The organism is Comamonas sp. MYb69, from assembly GCF_037479315.1.
Lineage (GTDB): Bacteria > Pseudomonadota > Gammaproteobacteria > Burkholderiales > Burkholderiaceae_C > Comamonas.
Genome location: NZ_JBBGZG010000006.1, coordinates 115558 through 129914, shown reverse-complemented (window position 1 = coordinate 129914; position 14357 = coordinate 115558). Strand labels below are relative to the sequence as shown.

11 protein-coding genes are annotated in these 14357 nt (G+C 64.4%); 5 read left to right on the top strand and 6 right to left on the bottom strand.

What is annotated here, in order from left to right; translation table 11 throughout:
• Nucleotides 1-10: 10 nt before the first annotated feature.
• The 4 genes from WH303_RS10420 to brnQ form a co-directional block, all read right to left on the bottom strand.
• The gene (locus WH303_RS10420; RefSeq protein ID WP_339518335.1) at nt 11-835 is read right to left on the bottom strand and encodes a transporter substrate-binding domain-containing protein; all 825 of its coding nucleotides are present in this window, start codon (nt 833-835) and stop codon (nt 11-13) included.
• A 66-nt stretch (nt 836-901) separates the two neighbouring features.
• Nucleotides 902-1756, bottom strand: coding sequence for a transporter substrate-binding domain-containing protein (locus tag WH303_RS10415; protein WP_339518334.1), 855 nt, complete (start codon nt 1754-1756; stop codon nt 902-904).
• 477 nt (nt 1757-2233) lie between these two features.
• On the bottom strand, nt 2234-3961 hold the full coding sequence (gene mqo / locus WH303_RS10410; RefSeq protein ID WP_339518333.1) for a malate dehydrogenase (quinone): 1728 nt from the start codon (nt 3959-3961) through the stop codon (nt 2234-2236).
• A gap of 225 nt (nt 3962-4186) precedes the next feature.
• Nucleotides 4187-5506 carry a branched-chain amino acid transport system II carrier protein gene (gene brnQ, locus WH303_RS10405; RefSeq protein ID WP_339518332.1) on the bottom strand — a complete coding sequence of 440 codons (1320 nt, stop codon included), beginning with the start codon at nt 5504-5506 and terminating at the stop codon, nt 4187-4189.
• A 392-nt stretch (nt 5507-5898) separates the two neighbouring features.
• Between brnQ and WH303_RS10400 the strand changes: the two genes are divergently transcribed.
• From WH303_RS10400 to WH303_RS10380, 5 genes are all read left to right on the top strand, one after another.
• Nucleotides 5899-7206, top strand: a complete 1308-nt coding sequence (locus WH303_RS10400) for a replication-associated recombination protein A (protein ID WP_339518331.1) — start codon at nt 5899-5901, stop codon at nt 7204-7206.
• Nucleotides 7207-7586: 380 nt separating this feature from the next.
• Nucleotides 7587-9005: a cytochrome c gene (locus tag WH303_RS10395; protein WP_339518330.1), complete on the top strand. Its 1419-nt coding sequence runs from the start codon at nt 7587-7589 to the stop codon at nt 9003-9005.
• Between the two features lie 5 nt (nt 9006-9010).
• Nucleotides 9011-9604 (top strand): sugar dehydrogenase complex small subunit, encoded by a 594-nt coding sequence (locus WH303_RS10390; protein ID WP_339518329.1) that lies wholly within the window; start codon nt 9011-9013, stop codon nt 9602-9604.
• Nucleotides 9601-11241, top strand: a complete 1641-nt coding sequence (locus WH303_RS10385) for a GMC family oxidoreductase (protein ID WP_339518328.1) — start codon at nt 9601-9603, stop codon at nt 11239-11241. The genes WH303_RS10390 and WH303_RS10385 overlap by 4 nt, the downstream gene beginning before the upstream one ends.
• 79 nt (nt 11242-11320) lie before the next feature.
• Nucleotides 11321-12232: a bestrophin family protein gene (locus WH303_RS10380; RefSeq protein ID WP_339518327.1), complete on the top strand. Its 912-nt coding sequence runs from the start codon at nt 11321-11323 to the stop codon at nt 12230-12232.
• On the opposite strand, the gene WH303_RS10375 is transcribed toward WH303_RS10380, so the two are convergent.
• Both WH303_RS10375 and WH303_RS10370 read right to left on the bottom strand, forming a co-directional pair.
• Entirely contained in the window at nt 12195-13643 is a 1449-nt protein-coding gene (locus tag WH303_RS10375; RefSeq protein WP_339518326.1) for a sensor histidine kinase, read from the bottom strand. The two genes, WH303_RS10380 and WH303_RS10375, sit on opposite strands and share 38 nt — an antisense overlap.
• Nucleotides 13640-14341 carry a response regulator transcription factor gene (locus WH303_RS10370; RefSeq protein ID WP_339518325.1) on the bottom strand — a complete coding sequence of 234 codons (702 nt, stop codon included), beginning with the start codon at nt 14339-14341 and terminating at the stop codon, nt 13640-13642. Before WH303_RS10370 ends, WH303_RS10375 begins: the two co-directional genes overlap by 4 nt.
• Nucleotides 14342-14357: the final 16 nt, after the last annotated feature.

Below are 14357 nucleotides of genomic sequence, written 5' to 3'. Positions count from 1 at the left end.
GGCGATTCCGTCAGGCAGGCGTCTTGCGGTACTTGGCCTGCAGGTCGAACAAGCTTTGCGATGGGCTGAGCCCGCTTTTTTTCACGGTCTCAATCAGCCAGCCGCTGCGGTGCCACTGCTGAATGATGCGGTCGATGGCGGCACTGGCATCGCTCTCGCCCTTGCGCACCCAGATCACTTGGGGCGAGGGAATCAGGTCCTGGGCCAGTGGCAGTTCGTAGTCCCTCCAGTCACTGCCGCTGGCGACCATGAGCCGCAAGGTGGGGCTGACATGGACGGCGGCATCGCAGCCGCCGCCGCGCAGTGCCAACAGCGATTCGGGCTGACCACGAAAGGCCTTGATCTTGGCACCGTATTCCTCGATCAGCGGCTTGGTGTAGTTGGAACCTTGCGAGACGCAGATGGTCTTGCCGCGAACGTCGTCCCATTGTTTGAAGCTGCCGCCCTTGCGGGTCAGCAGCGCGCCGCCGATTTCCTCAAACGGGGTGGGGGCGAAGTCCAGGATCTCGGAGCGCTCCTGTGTCCAGGACATGTTGGCGATCAGCACATCCACCTTGCCCGATTGCAGAAACTGCACGCGATTGGAAGGTTGGACCTGCACGGCCTCCAGCTTCACACCCAGACCGGTAGCCACGGCCTGGGCGAGATCGACGTTGAAACCTTCGGGTTTTTGGGTCGCTGGGTTGATCGTGCCAAACGGCGGGCCCGACAAAATGACGCCGATGGTGACCTGGCCACGCTGCTTGATTTTGTCGAGCGTGGCATCGGCATGGGCCAGGTGGGCGGTCAGCGCCAGGGCGCTGACGGCGGCAGTGGAGAAAAAGCGAGAGGTCATGGCGAATGGGCAATGGCGGCCTGCCGCAGAGGGCGGGCCGCTTGGTGGCGCAAGAGCGGAGCGGACTTACTTGGACTTGGCGGCCTGCAAGGCCTGTTGCTGCAGTTCCACGAGCGCCGGCAGCGGTGGCGTGATGCCCAGGCGTTTTTCTGTGTCGATCAACCAGCCCGTGCGGTGCCAGTTCTGGATGACCCGGTCGACTGCTGCAATGGTGTCGTTCTCGCCTTTGCGGGTCCAGACGACGGAAGGCGCCTCGCCCAAGGCCAGGGTGATCGGTGCATCAAAGTCTTTCCAATCGGCATTGGTTTTGAGCAGGGGGTAGATCAGCGTGGTGTCGTGCACGGAGGCCACGCAGTTGCCACCGCGCAGTGCCAGCAAGGCCTCTGCCGAGCCTTTGAAGCCCTTGACCTGTACGCCATAGTCGGCCCCCAAAATGCGGGCATAGCTGCCGCCTTGCGAGGCGCAGACGGGTTTGCCGCGCAAGTCCTCCCACTTGGTCAGGCCACTGCCCTTGCGGGCGATGGCGGTGCCGCCCACCTTGTAGAACGGGGTGGGCGCAAAGCCCATTACCTCGGCACGCTCGGGGTTCCAGTCGATGGAGGCGATCAGCAAATCGACCTTGCCCGACTGCAGAAACTGCACCCGATTGGAGGGCTGCACCTGAATCAGCGTGGCGTCCGCGCCCAGGTCACGCGCCAGCTGGCGTGCGAGTTCGGGGTTCCAGCCAATGAAGCGCTGGTTGGAGGGGTCAATCGAGCCTGTGGGGCCGCCGTTGAGCAACACGCCAATGGTGACGGACTTGTTGGCCTTGATCTTGTCCAGCGTGGCATCCGCATGGGCGCTAGCGGCACACAGCGCCAGCGCAGCAGCGAAGGCCAGGGTCGAGAGTGGGGGGGAGGGGAAAGAGACCGTCGAACGCATATCAAATGGGCTGCCTAGGCGCAGAAAAAGAGAGAGAAATGACCGCAGATAACCCCCATTGTTCGGGCTGCGTGCTGGAGGTGACAACGAAGTTTTTCGTGCTTGGGTATGCGTAAGACTTATATGGGGCGGCCAGCGGAGGGCGCCTGGACGGACGGCTCCCTGTGCTGGCGGACCAGGTCCGGTGGATGCTGAAAGCGGCGCTGCTGTGCCACCGGGCCAGCGATCGGCTGCAGCGCCGGCAGGTGGTGGCCACGGCCAGGCAAAATAAAAACGCCCGATGCATGGCATCGGGCGTTTGGGGCCGAATGGCTTAGGCAGGTGCCGGCAGTCCCACCGACGACCTCAGCAAGGGCGGGTCACGGCGCTTGTCTTGCCGGACGCGGATTGCAAGCGTTTGGGCCTGCGCATCGTATGCGCCGCTCGCAGTCTAAGGTAGGGCCCATGGCTGAGGGGTGGTATGGCAGCTTGTGCCTATCACAGCGCCATGTCCGGCACTTTCTTGACTGCACCCTTGTCTTCCTGGGGCTGCACACCGGCTTCCACGCCGTGCAGGCTGGGCGAGGCAATCGCCAGGTTCAGCGCCTGCTCGGTGGCCTGCCATTCCTGCTGCAGCATGGCGGGGTTTTCGTTGAGCTTGATGCCGTAGCTCGGCACGATCTGGCGGATCTTGGCTTGCCATTCGGCGCTCTTGACCTTCTCGGGGAAGGCCTTTTCCAGCAGGGTCAGCATGATCGCTGGCGAGGTCGAGCCGCCGGGCGACGCGCCCAGCAGTGCGGTGAGCGAACGGTCCTGGGCCACGACGACCTCGGTGCCGAGCTTGAGGATGCCACCCTTTTCGGGGTCGTTCTTGATGATCTGCACACGCTGGCCCGCTTCCCACAGGCGCCAGTCGGCATCCTTGGCCTCGGGCATGTAATGGCGCAGCGCGTCCATCTTCTGCTCCTTGTTCAGGCTCAGCTGCTGGGCCAGGTACTTGACCAGCGCAAACTCATTGACGCCGACCTGCAGCTGCGGGATCACGTTGGCAAAGGTCGTGGCCTTGGCCAGGTCAAAGTAGGAGCCGTTCTTCAGGAACTTGCTCGACCAGGTCGCGAACGGCCCGAACAGCAGCACACGCTTGCCGTCCAGCACGCGGGTGTCCAGGTGAGGCACCGACATCGGAGGCGAGCCGGTATCGGCCAGGCCATAGACCTTGGCCAGGTGGCGCTCGGTGATCGCGGGGTTCTCGGTGACCAGGAACTCGCCGCCCACGGGGAAGCCGCCATAGACCTTGGACTCGGGGATGCCCGACAGCTGCAGCAGCGGCAGCGCCGCGCCACCGGCGCCGATGAAGATAAAGCGCGCATCCACCGTCTGGATCTTGCTGCTGTCCTTCATGTCGAAGGCCGACACGCGCCAGGAGCCGTCGCTGTTGCGCGTGATGGAGCGCACTTCCTGGCCGGTGCTCAGCTTGAAGTTGGGCTTGGACGACAGGTTCTTGTAGAACTGGCGCGTGATCTCGCCCAGGTTCACGTCGGTGCCCAGCGGCGAGCGGGTGGCGGTCACCACTTCGGCCGGGTCGCGGCCTTCCATCATCAGCGGGATCCATTCCTTGATCTGCGCCGGGTCGATGGAGGATTCCATGCCGGTGAACAGCGGCGAGGCTTCCAGGGCCTTCAAGCGCTTTTGGATGAAGGAGCGGTTTTCCTCGCCGAACACCAGGTTCATGTGTGGCGTGGAGTTGATGAACTCGCGGGGATTGCCCAGTACACCGGCGCGCACCTGGTGCGACCAGAACTGGCGCGAGACCTGGAAGTTTTCATTAATGTTAATGGCAGAAGAAATCTGCACATTGCCATTTTTATCCATCGGTGTGTAATTGAGCTCGCACAGCGCCGAGTGGCCGGTGCCAGCATTATTCCAGCCGTTCGAGCTTTCTTCGGCAACCTGGTCGAGGCGCTCGAACAATTCATAGCTCCAGCCGGGTTCGAGCTCCTGCAGATAAACGCCCAAGGTGGCACTCATGATGCCGCCGCCAATCAGCAGCACATCGACCTGGCGGTCCGCTTTTTCTGCGCGGTATTGGCTGCCAAAGAAATACTGGTAACCCACCACGCCCGCACCGACCGCTGCCGCCGAGGCGACGAACTTGCGACGGGTGAAGCCCTTCTTGGGCGCTTTGGCAGCGGAGGCCGCTTGGGGATTTTCTGTTGGATTCGTCATTGCTGAAACTCCACAAATTTTTGGATTTTGACAGTGTTGTCGTAAAAGACCATGAATAACCATGGTTTAAGCAGGCTCAATGTCTCTCCGATTCTGGGGTGCCTGTTCTGACGGTATTGAGCTGCTTGGCTTAGGCGGTTCTAAATAAGGGTGCCAATGAATATCTGAGGCCGATAGTAACGGTGGCTTTGAATATCCATAAAACGGAAAGTGGTTAATCAGTGATCACGAGCGCACCGGTATTTGGCGGCGCGCCAAAAACCAGTCGGCCAGGCCGGCGCAGACCACGGTGGCCGCTACCGGGGTGACCCAGCCCAGGCCCAGTGCGGCGCCGGGCAGGTGGTCCAGCCAGGTGGGCAAAGCGCTGGTCCATTGCAGCGCCTTGGCGCCATCGACCAGGCCAAACACCAGGGCCACCAGCATCACCGGGATGTAGACCCGAGCGGGCTGCTGCCAGCGCTGCAGCAGGCTGAGCGAGACCAGCGCAATCGCGGGGGGGTAGAGGGCGACCAGCACCGGGCCGGCGATCTCGATCAGCTGCGCCAGGCCCTGGTTGGCCACGGCGGCGCTGAAGATGCACAAGGACAGCGCGACACTGCGGTAGGAGAAGCCCGTCAGCTGGCTGAAAAAGCTGCTGCAGGCGCTGACCAAGCCCACGCCGGTGGTCAGGCAGGCCAGCAGGATCACGGCGGCGATCAGCCAGATGCCGGTGCTGCCAAAGCGGTGCTGCACAAAGGCGCTGAGGATCTGCACGCCGGTCACGGTGTTCTGCGCCAGCTCGCCACTGGTGGCGCCCAGGTAGCACAGCGAGATGTAGACCAGGCTCAGGCACACTGCGGCAATCAGCCCGGCATAGATGGCGTAGCGGGTGTGCAGGCGCGCATCGGTCACGCCCGCATCCTTGATCGCGTTGACGATGACAATGCCGAACACCAGCGAGGCGAGGGCGTCCATGGTCTGGTAGCCCTGCACAAAGCCCTGGGCAAAGGCGGCCAGCTGGGTGCCATAGTCGGGGTTGGCCGTGCTGTAGCCGCCCACGGGGGCCAGCACTGCCATGCCGCCCAGCGCCAGCAGCGCGGCAATCAGCAGCGGGGTGATGAGCTTGCCCAGCAGGTCCATCAGCTTGCCGGGGAACAGCGACAGCAGCAGCACCAGCGAGAAATAGACAATGCTGAACACCAGCAGCGCAATCGAGGTGTTGCCGACAAAGGGGGCAATGCCCATCTCGAACGAGACGGTGGCGGTGCGCGGCGTGGCAAAGAAGGGGCCGATCGTCAGGTAGATCGTGGTGGCCAGCAGCAGGCCGGCCATGCGGCCAATCGGATGCGTCAGCTGGTCCAGACCACCGCCCACGCGGGCCAGCGCCACCACGCCCAGCAGCGGCAGGCCTACGCCTGTCAGCAAAAAGCCGGTTGTCGCGCCCAGCAGGTTCTCGCCAGCGGCCAGGCCGACCAGTGGCGGGAAAATGATGTTTCCCGCGCCCAGGAACAGGGCAAAGGTCATGAAGCCGAGGGCGATAATGTCCCTGGTTTTCAGTGATTTCATAAAGGCTCTTGGTTCTTGCTGGTTGGCGCCCACTTAAGGGGGCTGCACCTGGCGAATGGAGTCACGGAGACGGGCATCAGAAAAAATAGCCCCATGGGACATGTGCTGTGGAGCGTTGGCTGCTGGCTCGGCGCGATGGCCGTGAGCGTGTGGCGTCCATGCCGGGGCTGTTGTTATAGGCTGGGCCAATAAGGGCCCTTTGGTATCTGGTGCGACGCGAATCCGTATAAACCCTTATTTTCTGCGAAAAGTTGTGACCCAGATCATCAAAGGCATATTCATCCCGGGGATAACCTGGGGCATGTTGCATAAAAGTAGTAAGCACCTGCCCCGCCCAGAGTCGCGGCCAGCGGGCGCCTTCTCTGTGGTGGGTCTTTTGGCAGGAGGCCTGCATGGCTGATCTGTTTAGCCAGGAACCGGCCGCGCCGCTGGCCGAAGCGCTGCGCCCCAAGACCTTGGACGAGGTCGTGGGCCAGTCCCATCTGCTGGGAGAAGGCAAGCCGCTGCGCCTGGCCTTCCAGTCCGGCAAACCGCATTCGATGATCTTCTGGGGCCCGCCCGGCGTGGGCAAGACCACGTTGGCGCGGCTGACGGCGACGGCGTTCCAGTGCGAGTTCATCGCCCTGTCTGCGGTCTTGTCGGGGGTGAAGGACATCCGCGAGGCCATGGAGCAGGCCAGGCAATATCTTGCGCAGGGCAAGAACACCATCTTGTTCGTAGACGAAATCCATCGGTTCAACAAGTCGCAGCAAGATGCCCTGCTGCCGCACGTGGAGTCAGGGCTGTTCACCTTCATCGGCGCCACTACCGAGAATCCCTCCTTTGAGGTCAACTCGGCGCTGCTGTCGCGGGCCCAGGTCTATGTCCTCAAGTCGCTGACAGAGGCGGAGCTCAAGCGGTTGCTCCAGCGGGCCCAGGAAGAACATGCGCTTGACGATCTGGCGTTTGACGACCTGGCCGTCGATACCCTCGTGGGGTATGCAGATGGTGACGCCAGAAGGTTTTTGAACCTGCTGGAACAAACGAGCACTGCAGCCAAGGCTTCAGGCGTTGCGGAGGTCACGGCCGAGTTCCTGCAGAACGCGCTGACCTTGAACAGCCGCCGTTTTGACAAGGGCGGCGACAATTTCTACGACCAGATCTCGGCCTTGCACAAGTCGGTGCGCGGCTCGCACCCCGATGCCGCGCTCTACTGGCTCACGCGCATGCTCGACGGCGGCGCCGATGCGCGCTACCTGTCCCGGCGCATTGTGCGCATGGCCTGGGAGGACATTGGCCTGGCTGACCCGCGCGCGATGCAGATTGCCAACGATGCCGCGCTGACCTATGAGCGCCTGGGCAGCCCCGAAGGTGAGCTGGCGCTGGGCCAGGCCGTCATCTACCTGGCCATGGCCGCCAAGAGCAATGCCGGCTACAACGCCTACAACCAGGCCAAGGCCTTTGTGAAGCAGGACAAGAGCCGCGAAGTGCCCGTGCATTTGCGCAACGCCCCGACCAAGCTGATGAAGGAGCTGGGCTATGGGCATGAATACCGCTACGCGCATGACGAGCCCAATGCCTATGCGGCCGGGGAAACCTATCTGCCAGATGGCATAGATCCTCCCGGCTGGTACCAGCCCGTGCCCCGGGGACTGGAGCTGAAGATTGGCGAGAAGCTGGCGCAGCTCAAGCGCTGGGATGACGAGGCCGGGCAGGACTGAGCACCTGCTTTTTCCTGCCTATTCAAAGGTTTCCTGCGAGATCCACGCTGCGGCAGAGGGTGCCGCTGCACCCCCTCGCATGCCGTCCTCCATGCGTTTTATTAGTTGCGCATGAAACCGTTACCACATCTTGGCGCAACGCATATTGCGCTGGATGAAGTGTGAGTAAAACACCGGGGTACACCCGGGGGCCTGGGCAGAGGTCGTACAAGTTGTCGAAAATTTGTCGCAGATACGACAAAAGACTCTGGAGAGCATGGCGGGCATGCGCGGGAGTCGTACGACAACAAAGGTCTCTCACGATGCGATTTTGCAAGTCAAAGTCGGGCGGCTCCTGGTCCAGGACTGCCTTCGGCTTGGTGTTTTCTGTGTGGGCAGGGATGCACGCGGCCCAGGCCCAGACGGCAGCGCCCACGCAGCCGGCAGCCGCGCCGGCCGCTACGGCGCCTGCAGCGGCCACGGCTTCTAGCGATGCGCTGCTGGTGGAAAAGGGCCGCAAGCTGGCGGTAGCCGCTGACTGCGCCGCCTGCCACACGGCACCCAAGGGCGGCGCCCGCTTTGCTGGGGGCTACCCCATCGCTTCACCGCTGGGCAGCATCTATGCCACCAATATCACCCCGTCCAAGACGGCCGGCATTGGCAGCTACAGCCTCGAAGACTTCAGCCGCGCGCTGCGCCAAGGGCTGCGCAAGGACGGGGCCCATCTGTACCCGGCCATGCCCTACACGGCCTATGCCCAGATCAGCGATGAAGACACCGAGGCGCTCTACGCCTACTTCATGCATGGCGTCGAGCCGGTGGACCAGGCCGCGCCGCAAACGGCCCTGCCTTTCCCCTTCAACATCCGCCTGTCGATGGCCGTGTGGAATGCGCTCTACCTGAAGGACCAGCGCTTCAAGCCCGATGCCAGCAAGCCGCCCGAGTGGAACCATGGCGCCTACCTGGTCGATGCGCTGGCCCACTGCAGCACCTGCCACACCCCGCGCAATGCGCTGATGGCCGAAGACAGCAGCCGCTACCTGGGTGGCGGCTCGCTGGGTGCCTGGTACGCGCCCAACATCAGCTCGGATGCCATCAACGGCATCGGCGGCTGGACCGAGGCCGAGCTGGTGCAGTACCTCAAGACCGGCCGCGTGCCCGGCAAGGCCCAGGCCGCCGGCCCGATGGCCGAAGCCATCGAGCACAGCCTGCAGCACCTGCCCGACAGCGATATCCAGGCCATGGCGTCCTACCTCAAGCAAACCAAGGCGGTGGCAGGCGGCGAGACCCAGCCGCGCTACCGCTATGGCCAGGCCAGCCTGCAGTCCGAAGACACGCAGCGCGGTCTGGTCGACGGTGCCGATGCCGGCTGGAAGGTGTTCAGCGGCAGCTGCGCCCACTGCCACCAGGCCAATGCCAGCGGCACCGCCAATGGCGAATACCCCTCGCTGTTCCACAACAGCGTGACCGGTGCCGACCGCGCCGACAACCTCATCGCCACCATCCTGCACGGCGTGGACCGCACGGTGCAGGGGCGCGCCCATTTCATGCCTGCATTTGGCGATGCTGCGTCCTTCACCGACCGCTTGAGCGACCAGGAGATCGCCGATGTCAGCAACTATGTGCTCACCCAGTACGGCAACCCGGCCGTCAAGGTGCAGCCTGCTGATGTGGCTGCCGCGCGCGCCGGTGGCAAGCCGCCGCTGATTGCGCAGTTGCCCGGCCTCATCGTGCCGGCCGCTGTGCTGCTGCTGGTCTTGGTGCTGGCCTTCATCGTGATCCGTCAACGCCGCAAGGCCGCTGCCTCGTCTGGAGTCTGACCCGCATGACCTCGTCTTCTTTCCCAAAATCCGCCGTGCTCTGCGCCAAGCCCCTGGTGCCTGCGATGCCTGCGGGTATCTCGCGCCGCAGCCTGCTGGGCGCTGCGGCTGCCAGCGGTGTGGCGCTTGCCGCTGGCGGCTTTGCCGTGCTCGGCTCGAGCAATGCCTTTGCCGCCAGCGTGGCGGCCGATGATTTCCTGCGCCTGTCGGAGTTTGTCACCGGCGGCAGCCCGCTGTCGGCAGCCCTGGCCACGCGCTACCTGGCGGCACTGAGCAAGAGCGATGCCAGCTTTGCCGCCGCTGCACAAGCGCTGCACCAGCACGTGGCCAGCCAGAAGATCAGCCATGTCGATGACCTGCTTGCCGCACCCGATCTGGACCCGGCGCTGCGCGCCACCGCGACCCAGATCGTCTCGGCCTGGTACCTGGGCGTTGTCGGCGAAGACGCTGACGCCGTGCTGATCAGCTATGCCAATGCGCTGATGTACCGCCCCACGGCCGGCATCCTCGATATTCCTACCTATGGCAGTGGCCCTGATTCCTGGGGCGAAAAGCCCGTCGTGCCTGCCAGCCCCAACCAGAAGAGCCCACAAGCATGAGCAGCAAGCAAACGCAATACGACGCCGACCTGATCGTCATCGGCTCCGGGGTCATGGGCGGCATCATCGGTGCCAAGCTGGCGCAGGCTGGCAAGTCCGTCATCATCCTGGAAGCCGGCCCGCGCGTGCGCCGTGCCGACATCGTCGAGACCTTCCGCAATGCGCCGATCAAGCTCTCGCTGGCCAATATGAAGCTGCAGGGCGCCGGCTCGCCGTTTCCCAATCCGCCGCATATCCCGTCGACCTATGGCGACTACCTGCAGCAGACCGGCCCGGTGAAATACCCCACCAAGTACCTGCGTGTGGTGGGCGGCACCACCTGGCACTTTGGCTCGGCGCTGTGGCGCATGATCCCCAATGACTTCAAGCTGCAGACCCTGTATGGACGCGGCCGCGACTGGCCGATTGGCTACGACGAGCTCGAACCCTACTACTGCGAGGCCGAGGCCGAGCTGGGCGTGACCGGCTACGACGGCCAGGACGAGAGTGGCCACGGCGGCGAAGCGCATCCGCCGCGCTCCAAGCCCTTCCCGATGAAGGGCTTCAATGTGCCTTACTTCATGCAGCGCATGGACGAGATGCTCAAGCCCGGTGGCTATAACCCGGTGCTCGAGCCCCATGGCCGCGCCAGCCGCCCCTACGGCAACCGCCCGGTCTGCGCCGGCAACAACAACTGCAACCCGGTCTGCCCCATTGGCGCCAAGTACGACGGCTCCATGCACATCGATGTGGCCGAGCGCGCTGGCGCCAAGCTGCTCGACAACGCCGTGGTCTACAAGATCGAGGCAGGTGACGACGGCAAGATCACCGCCGTGCACTACAAAAAGCCCGATGGCACATCACAGCGTCTCACCGCGCGCCACTTTGTGCTGGCCGCCTATGGCATCGAAAGCCCCAAGCTGCTCCTGATGTCGACCTCGGAGAAATACCCGAACGGCATTGCCAACTCCTCCGACCAGGTGGGCCGCAACCTGATGGGCCACACCGGTATCAGCATGAACATCATGATGAACGAGGATGTCTGGCCGGGCCAGGGCCCCACCGAGCTGCTGGTCTACCTGAACTACCGCGATGGCGCTTTCCGCAAGGACATCCCCAGCTACAAGACCAAGTTCCGCAACACGGTGACCACCTCGCAGATTGCCTCCAGCCTGATCGCCAAGGGCGTGCTGGGCAGCAAGCTGGACGAGGAAATCCGCCGCCAGTCGGCCCGCTCGCTCAACGTGGCGGTGGACTTCGAGACCGAGGCCTTGCCGCAAAACCGCGTGGTGCCGAGCAAGACCAAGACGGACGCGATCGGCATCCCCGTGCCCGAGATTTACTACAGCGTCAACGACTACTGGAATGCTGGCCGCGACTTCGCGGTGAAGGACCTGCAGCGCATGGCCGGCCTGCTCAATGCCGATGTGCTGAAGATGGACACCAACCACCAGGACCGCCAGCACATCATGGGCACCACCATCATGGGCGACGATCCAAGCAACTCCGTCGTGGACCGCGACTGCCGCACCCATGAGCATCCCAACCTGTTCATCGCCGGTACCAGCGTGATGCCATCGGCATCGTGCATGAACCCGACCTTGACCGGGGCCGCCTTGAGCGTGCGTATTGCGCACCAATTGCTCAAGGAAATCTAAGCACCACGGCCTCAGCCGCTGCCCGGCGCTGAGGCCAGTCTTTCCCCTCGGATAAGCCCCGAGCAGGACAATACCGGCCATGATCGTCCGTCCTCCCTTGCATTGGCTGCGCATGCTGTTTGTGTGGCGCGGCTCCATCCTGCCGGCGATCACGCCGCAGCTGATCCTCATCACCATCCTCGCGGTGGTGGCCACGCTGCTGCACGGCTCCATTCTGAGCTGGAAGGTGCCGCTGAACTTTGTGCCGTTCTCGCTGATCGGCCTGACCCTGGCGATCTTTCTGGGTTTCAGAAACAGCACCTCGTATGCGCGCTTTTGGGAGGCGCGCACGCTTTGGGGGGTGTTGCTGGTCGAGAGCCGGCACCTGGCCGCCCAGGCGCTGAGCCTGACCCAGGACCGCGCACAGACGCGCGTGCTGGTGCTGCGCCTCTGCGCCTTTGCCTATGCGCTCAAGCACCAGCTGCGCGGCAGCGATGCGCGTGCCGATCTGGCGCTCTTCCTGCCGCCAGGCGAGGTGCAGCAGATCAGCGAGGCGCGCTTTCCTGCCGCCATGGCCATGCTGCTGGTGCAGCGCTGGGTGGGTGAGCAATGCCTGCAGGGCCGCATTGCGCCGGCCGTGGTGCCCGTTTTCGAGCAGGCGCTCGCGCGCCTGGGCAGTGCGCTGGGCGGCTGCGAGCGCATTGCCAGCACGCCGATTCCGTTCACCTATTCGGTGATCCTGCACCGCAGCATCTATATCTACTGCTTTTTGCTGCCCTTTGGCCTGCTCGACTCCATCGGCACGATGACGCCGGTGATCGTCTGCTTTGTCGCCTACACCTTCTTTGCGCTGGAGGCGCTGGGCGCCGAGCTGGAGCACCCCTTTGGCATGGAGGCCAATGACCTGGCGCTGGATGCGATGGTCTATGGCATTGAGTCCTCGGTGCTGGAGATGCTGGGCGAGGCGCCGCTGGCTAAGGCTCCCCAGGTGCGCGATTTTGTACTGCACTGAAGACCAGGCTGGCACGCAGTCCTGCGCCCTCTGAGCGCGGCGAAAGCCGGAACCGCGCCTGCTGCAGATGGGCCAGCTTGGCCACAATCGCTAGGCCCAGACCTGCGCCCTGGCCCAGTGACTGGCCGCTGGGCCCTTGCTGCCAGCGCTGCATGGCGGCCTGGCATTGCGCCTCGCTCATGCCCGGGCCATCGTCGATGACGGCCAGCTCGGCGCTGCAGCCATCATCGGCGGCCTGCAAGGCCACGGTGACCGACTGGCCGCCGTAGCGCAGCGCATTGAGGATCAGGTTGTCGAGCATGGCCGCGAGCAGGTTGGCATCGGCAGCGATGCGCAGCTGCTCGGCCCAGGCCGTGTCCAGGCCCTCGGCACCCAGGTCGATCTGCGCGCGGCTGGCGGCATCCCAGTGGCGCAGCACCGCCTGCTGCACCTGCTCGGCAGCGGCGACTGGCGCCAGTTGCACGGCGCTGGCCTCATCGCTCAGCGCCAATAGCAGCAGCTGGTCCACCAGGTGGCTGGCACGCGCCACGCTGTCCGAGATGCGCTGCAGTTGCTGCTGCTGCACGGCAGGGTCGGCATGGCCCAGACCATAGTCGGCCAGCGCCTTGATGCCGGCCAGCGGCGTGCGCACCTCATGGGCCACATTGCCGGCAAACTCGCGCTGGGCCTCGACGTTGTCGGCAATGCGGGCGAGCAGTGCGTTGGTGGTCTGGCGCAACTGCTCGATCTCGCGCGTGGTGGCTGGCGCGCTGGATGGGATGGGCGCCAGGTCCTGCGCATCGCGCCGCGACAGCGACCGTTGCAGCGCGGCCAGCGGCGCCATGTCCTGGCCAATGCGGTGGTGCAGCCACCACAGCAGCAGCACCAGCAGGGTGAGCTGCGGTATCGCGGCATAGAGGAACAAATGCTGGATAAGGCTGTCGCGCACCCGCGTGGTGTGCATCATCACGATGCTCAGCTGCTGCTCGCCCACGGCGCTGCGCAGCGCCACGGCCCGCACCAGCTGACCGTTGTAGAGGGTCTCGCGGTAGCTCACTGGCTCGCTCTCGTCCCAGGGCAAGAGCGGCAGCGGCTCGCCGGCCAGCTGGCTGCCGTCGGCGCGGTAGACGGCGTAGTACACATACTCGGCCTGGTCGAAGAGGGCGGCCTTGAGCTCGCTGTCGGTCAGCTGCAGGGCCACCTCGCCCTCGTCATCGGCGCGCAGGTGCGAGGCTATTGCATAGGCGTCATCGAGCAGCGCGCGGTCAAAGGCACTTTGGGTGAAATGGTTGGCCAGCGCCATCATGAACACGGTGCCCAGCAGCCAGGTCCAGACCAGCGGCCAGCGCACATGGCGCAGCACGCGCATGCGCAGCGATGGCAGCGGGCTGGAGCGGGCCGTGGTGGATGTGGTGGTGGCGGTGGTGCTCATGCGGCATCGCCGCTGTCGGCCTCGATCAGGTAGCCAATGCCGCGCAGCGTGCGGATGGCTGCGCCGCTGTGCTGCAGCTTTTTGCGCAACCGCGAGATAAAGGCTTCGAGCGCGTTGTCGCCCAGCGCATCGTCATAGCCCGAAAGCTTGTCCGACAGGCTGCGCTTGCTCACTGCGCGGCCGGGCGGGCTCATCAGCTCCCAGAGCACTTCGAACTCGCGCGCCGGCAGGTCCAGCGGCTGCGCACCCACGCGAAAGCGCCGGTTGTTGCGCTCCAGGCTGAGCTGGCCCACGGTCGATACATCCTGGGTGCCAATCGCGCGGCGCACCAGCGCGCGCAGCCGGGCCTCGACCTCGGCCAGCTCAAAAGGCTTGCCCAGGTAGTCGTCGGCGCCGCTGTCCAGGCCGGCGATGCGGTCCGGGGTCTGGTTGCGGGCGGTGAGCACCAGCACGGGTGTGTTGTCGCCACGCCGCCGCGCCTGCTGCAGCAGGGCCAGGCCGCTGCCCATTGCACTGCCGCGCACGGCGCTGCAGGGCAGGTTCAGGTCGAGCAAGATGGCATCAAAGCGCTGCACCCGCCACCAGTGCTCGGCCGCACCCAGGTCGGCCGCCTGGTCCACATGGTGGCCCGCATCGCGCAGGCTGCTGACCACCACATCGCGCAGCACCGCGTCGTCTTCAATCACAAGAATTCGCATGGCCCAAGACTAGCAA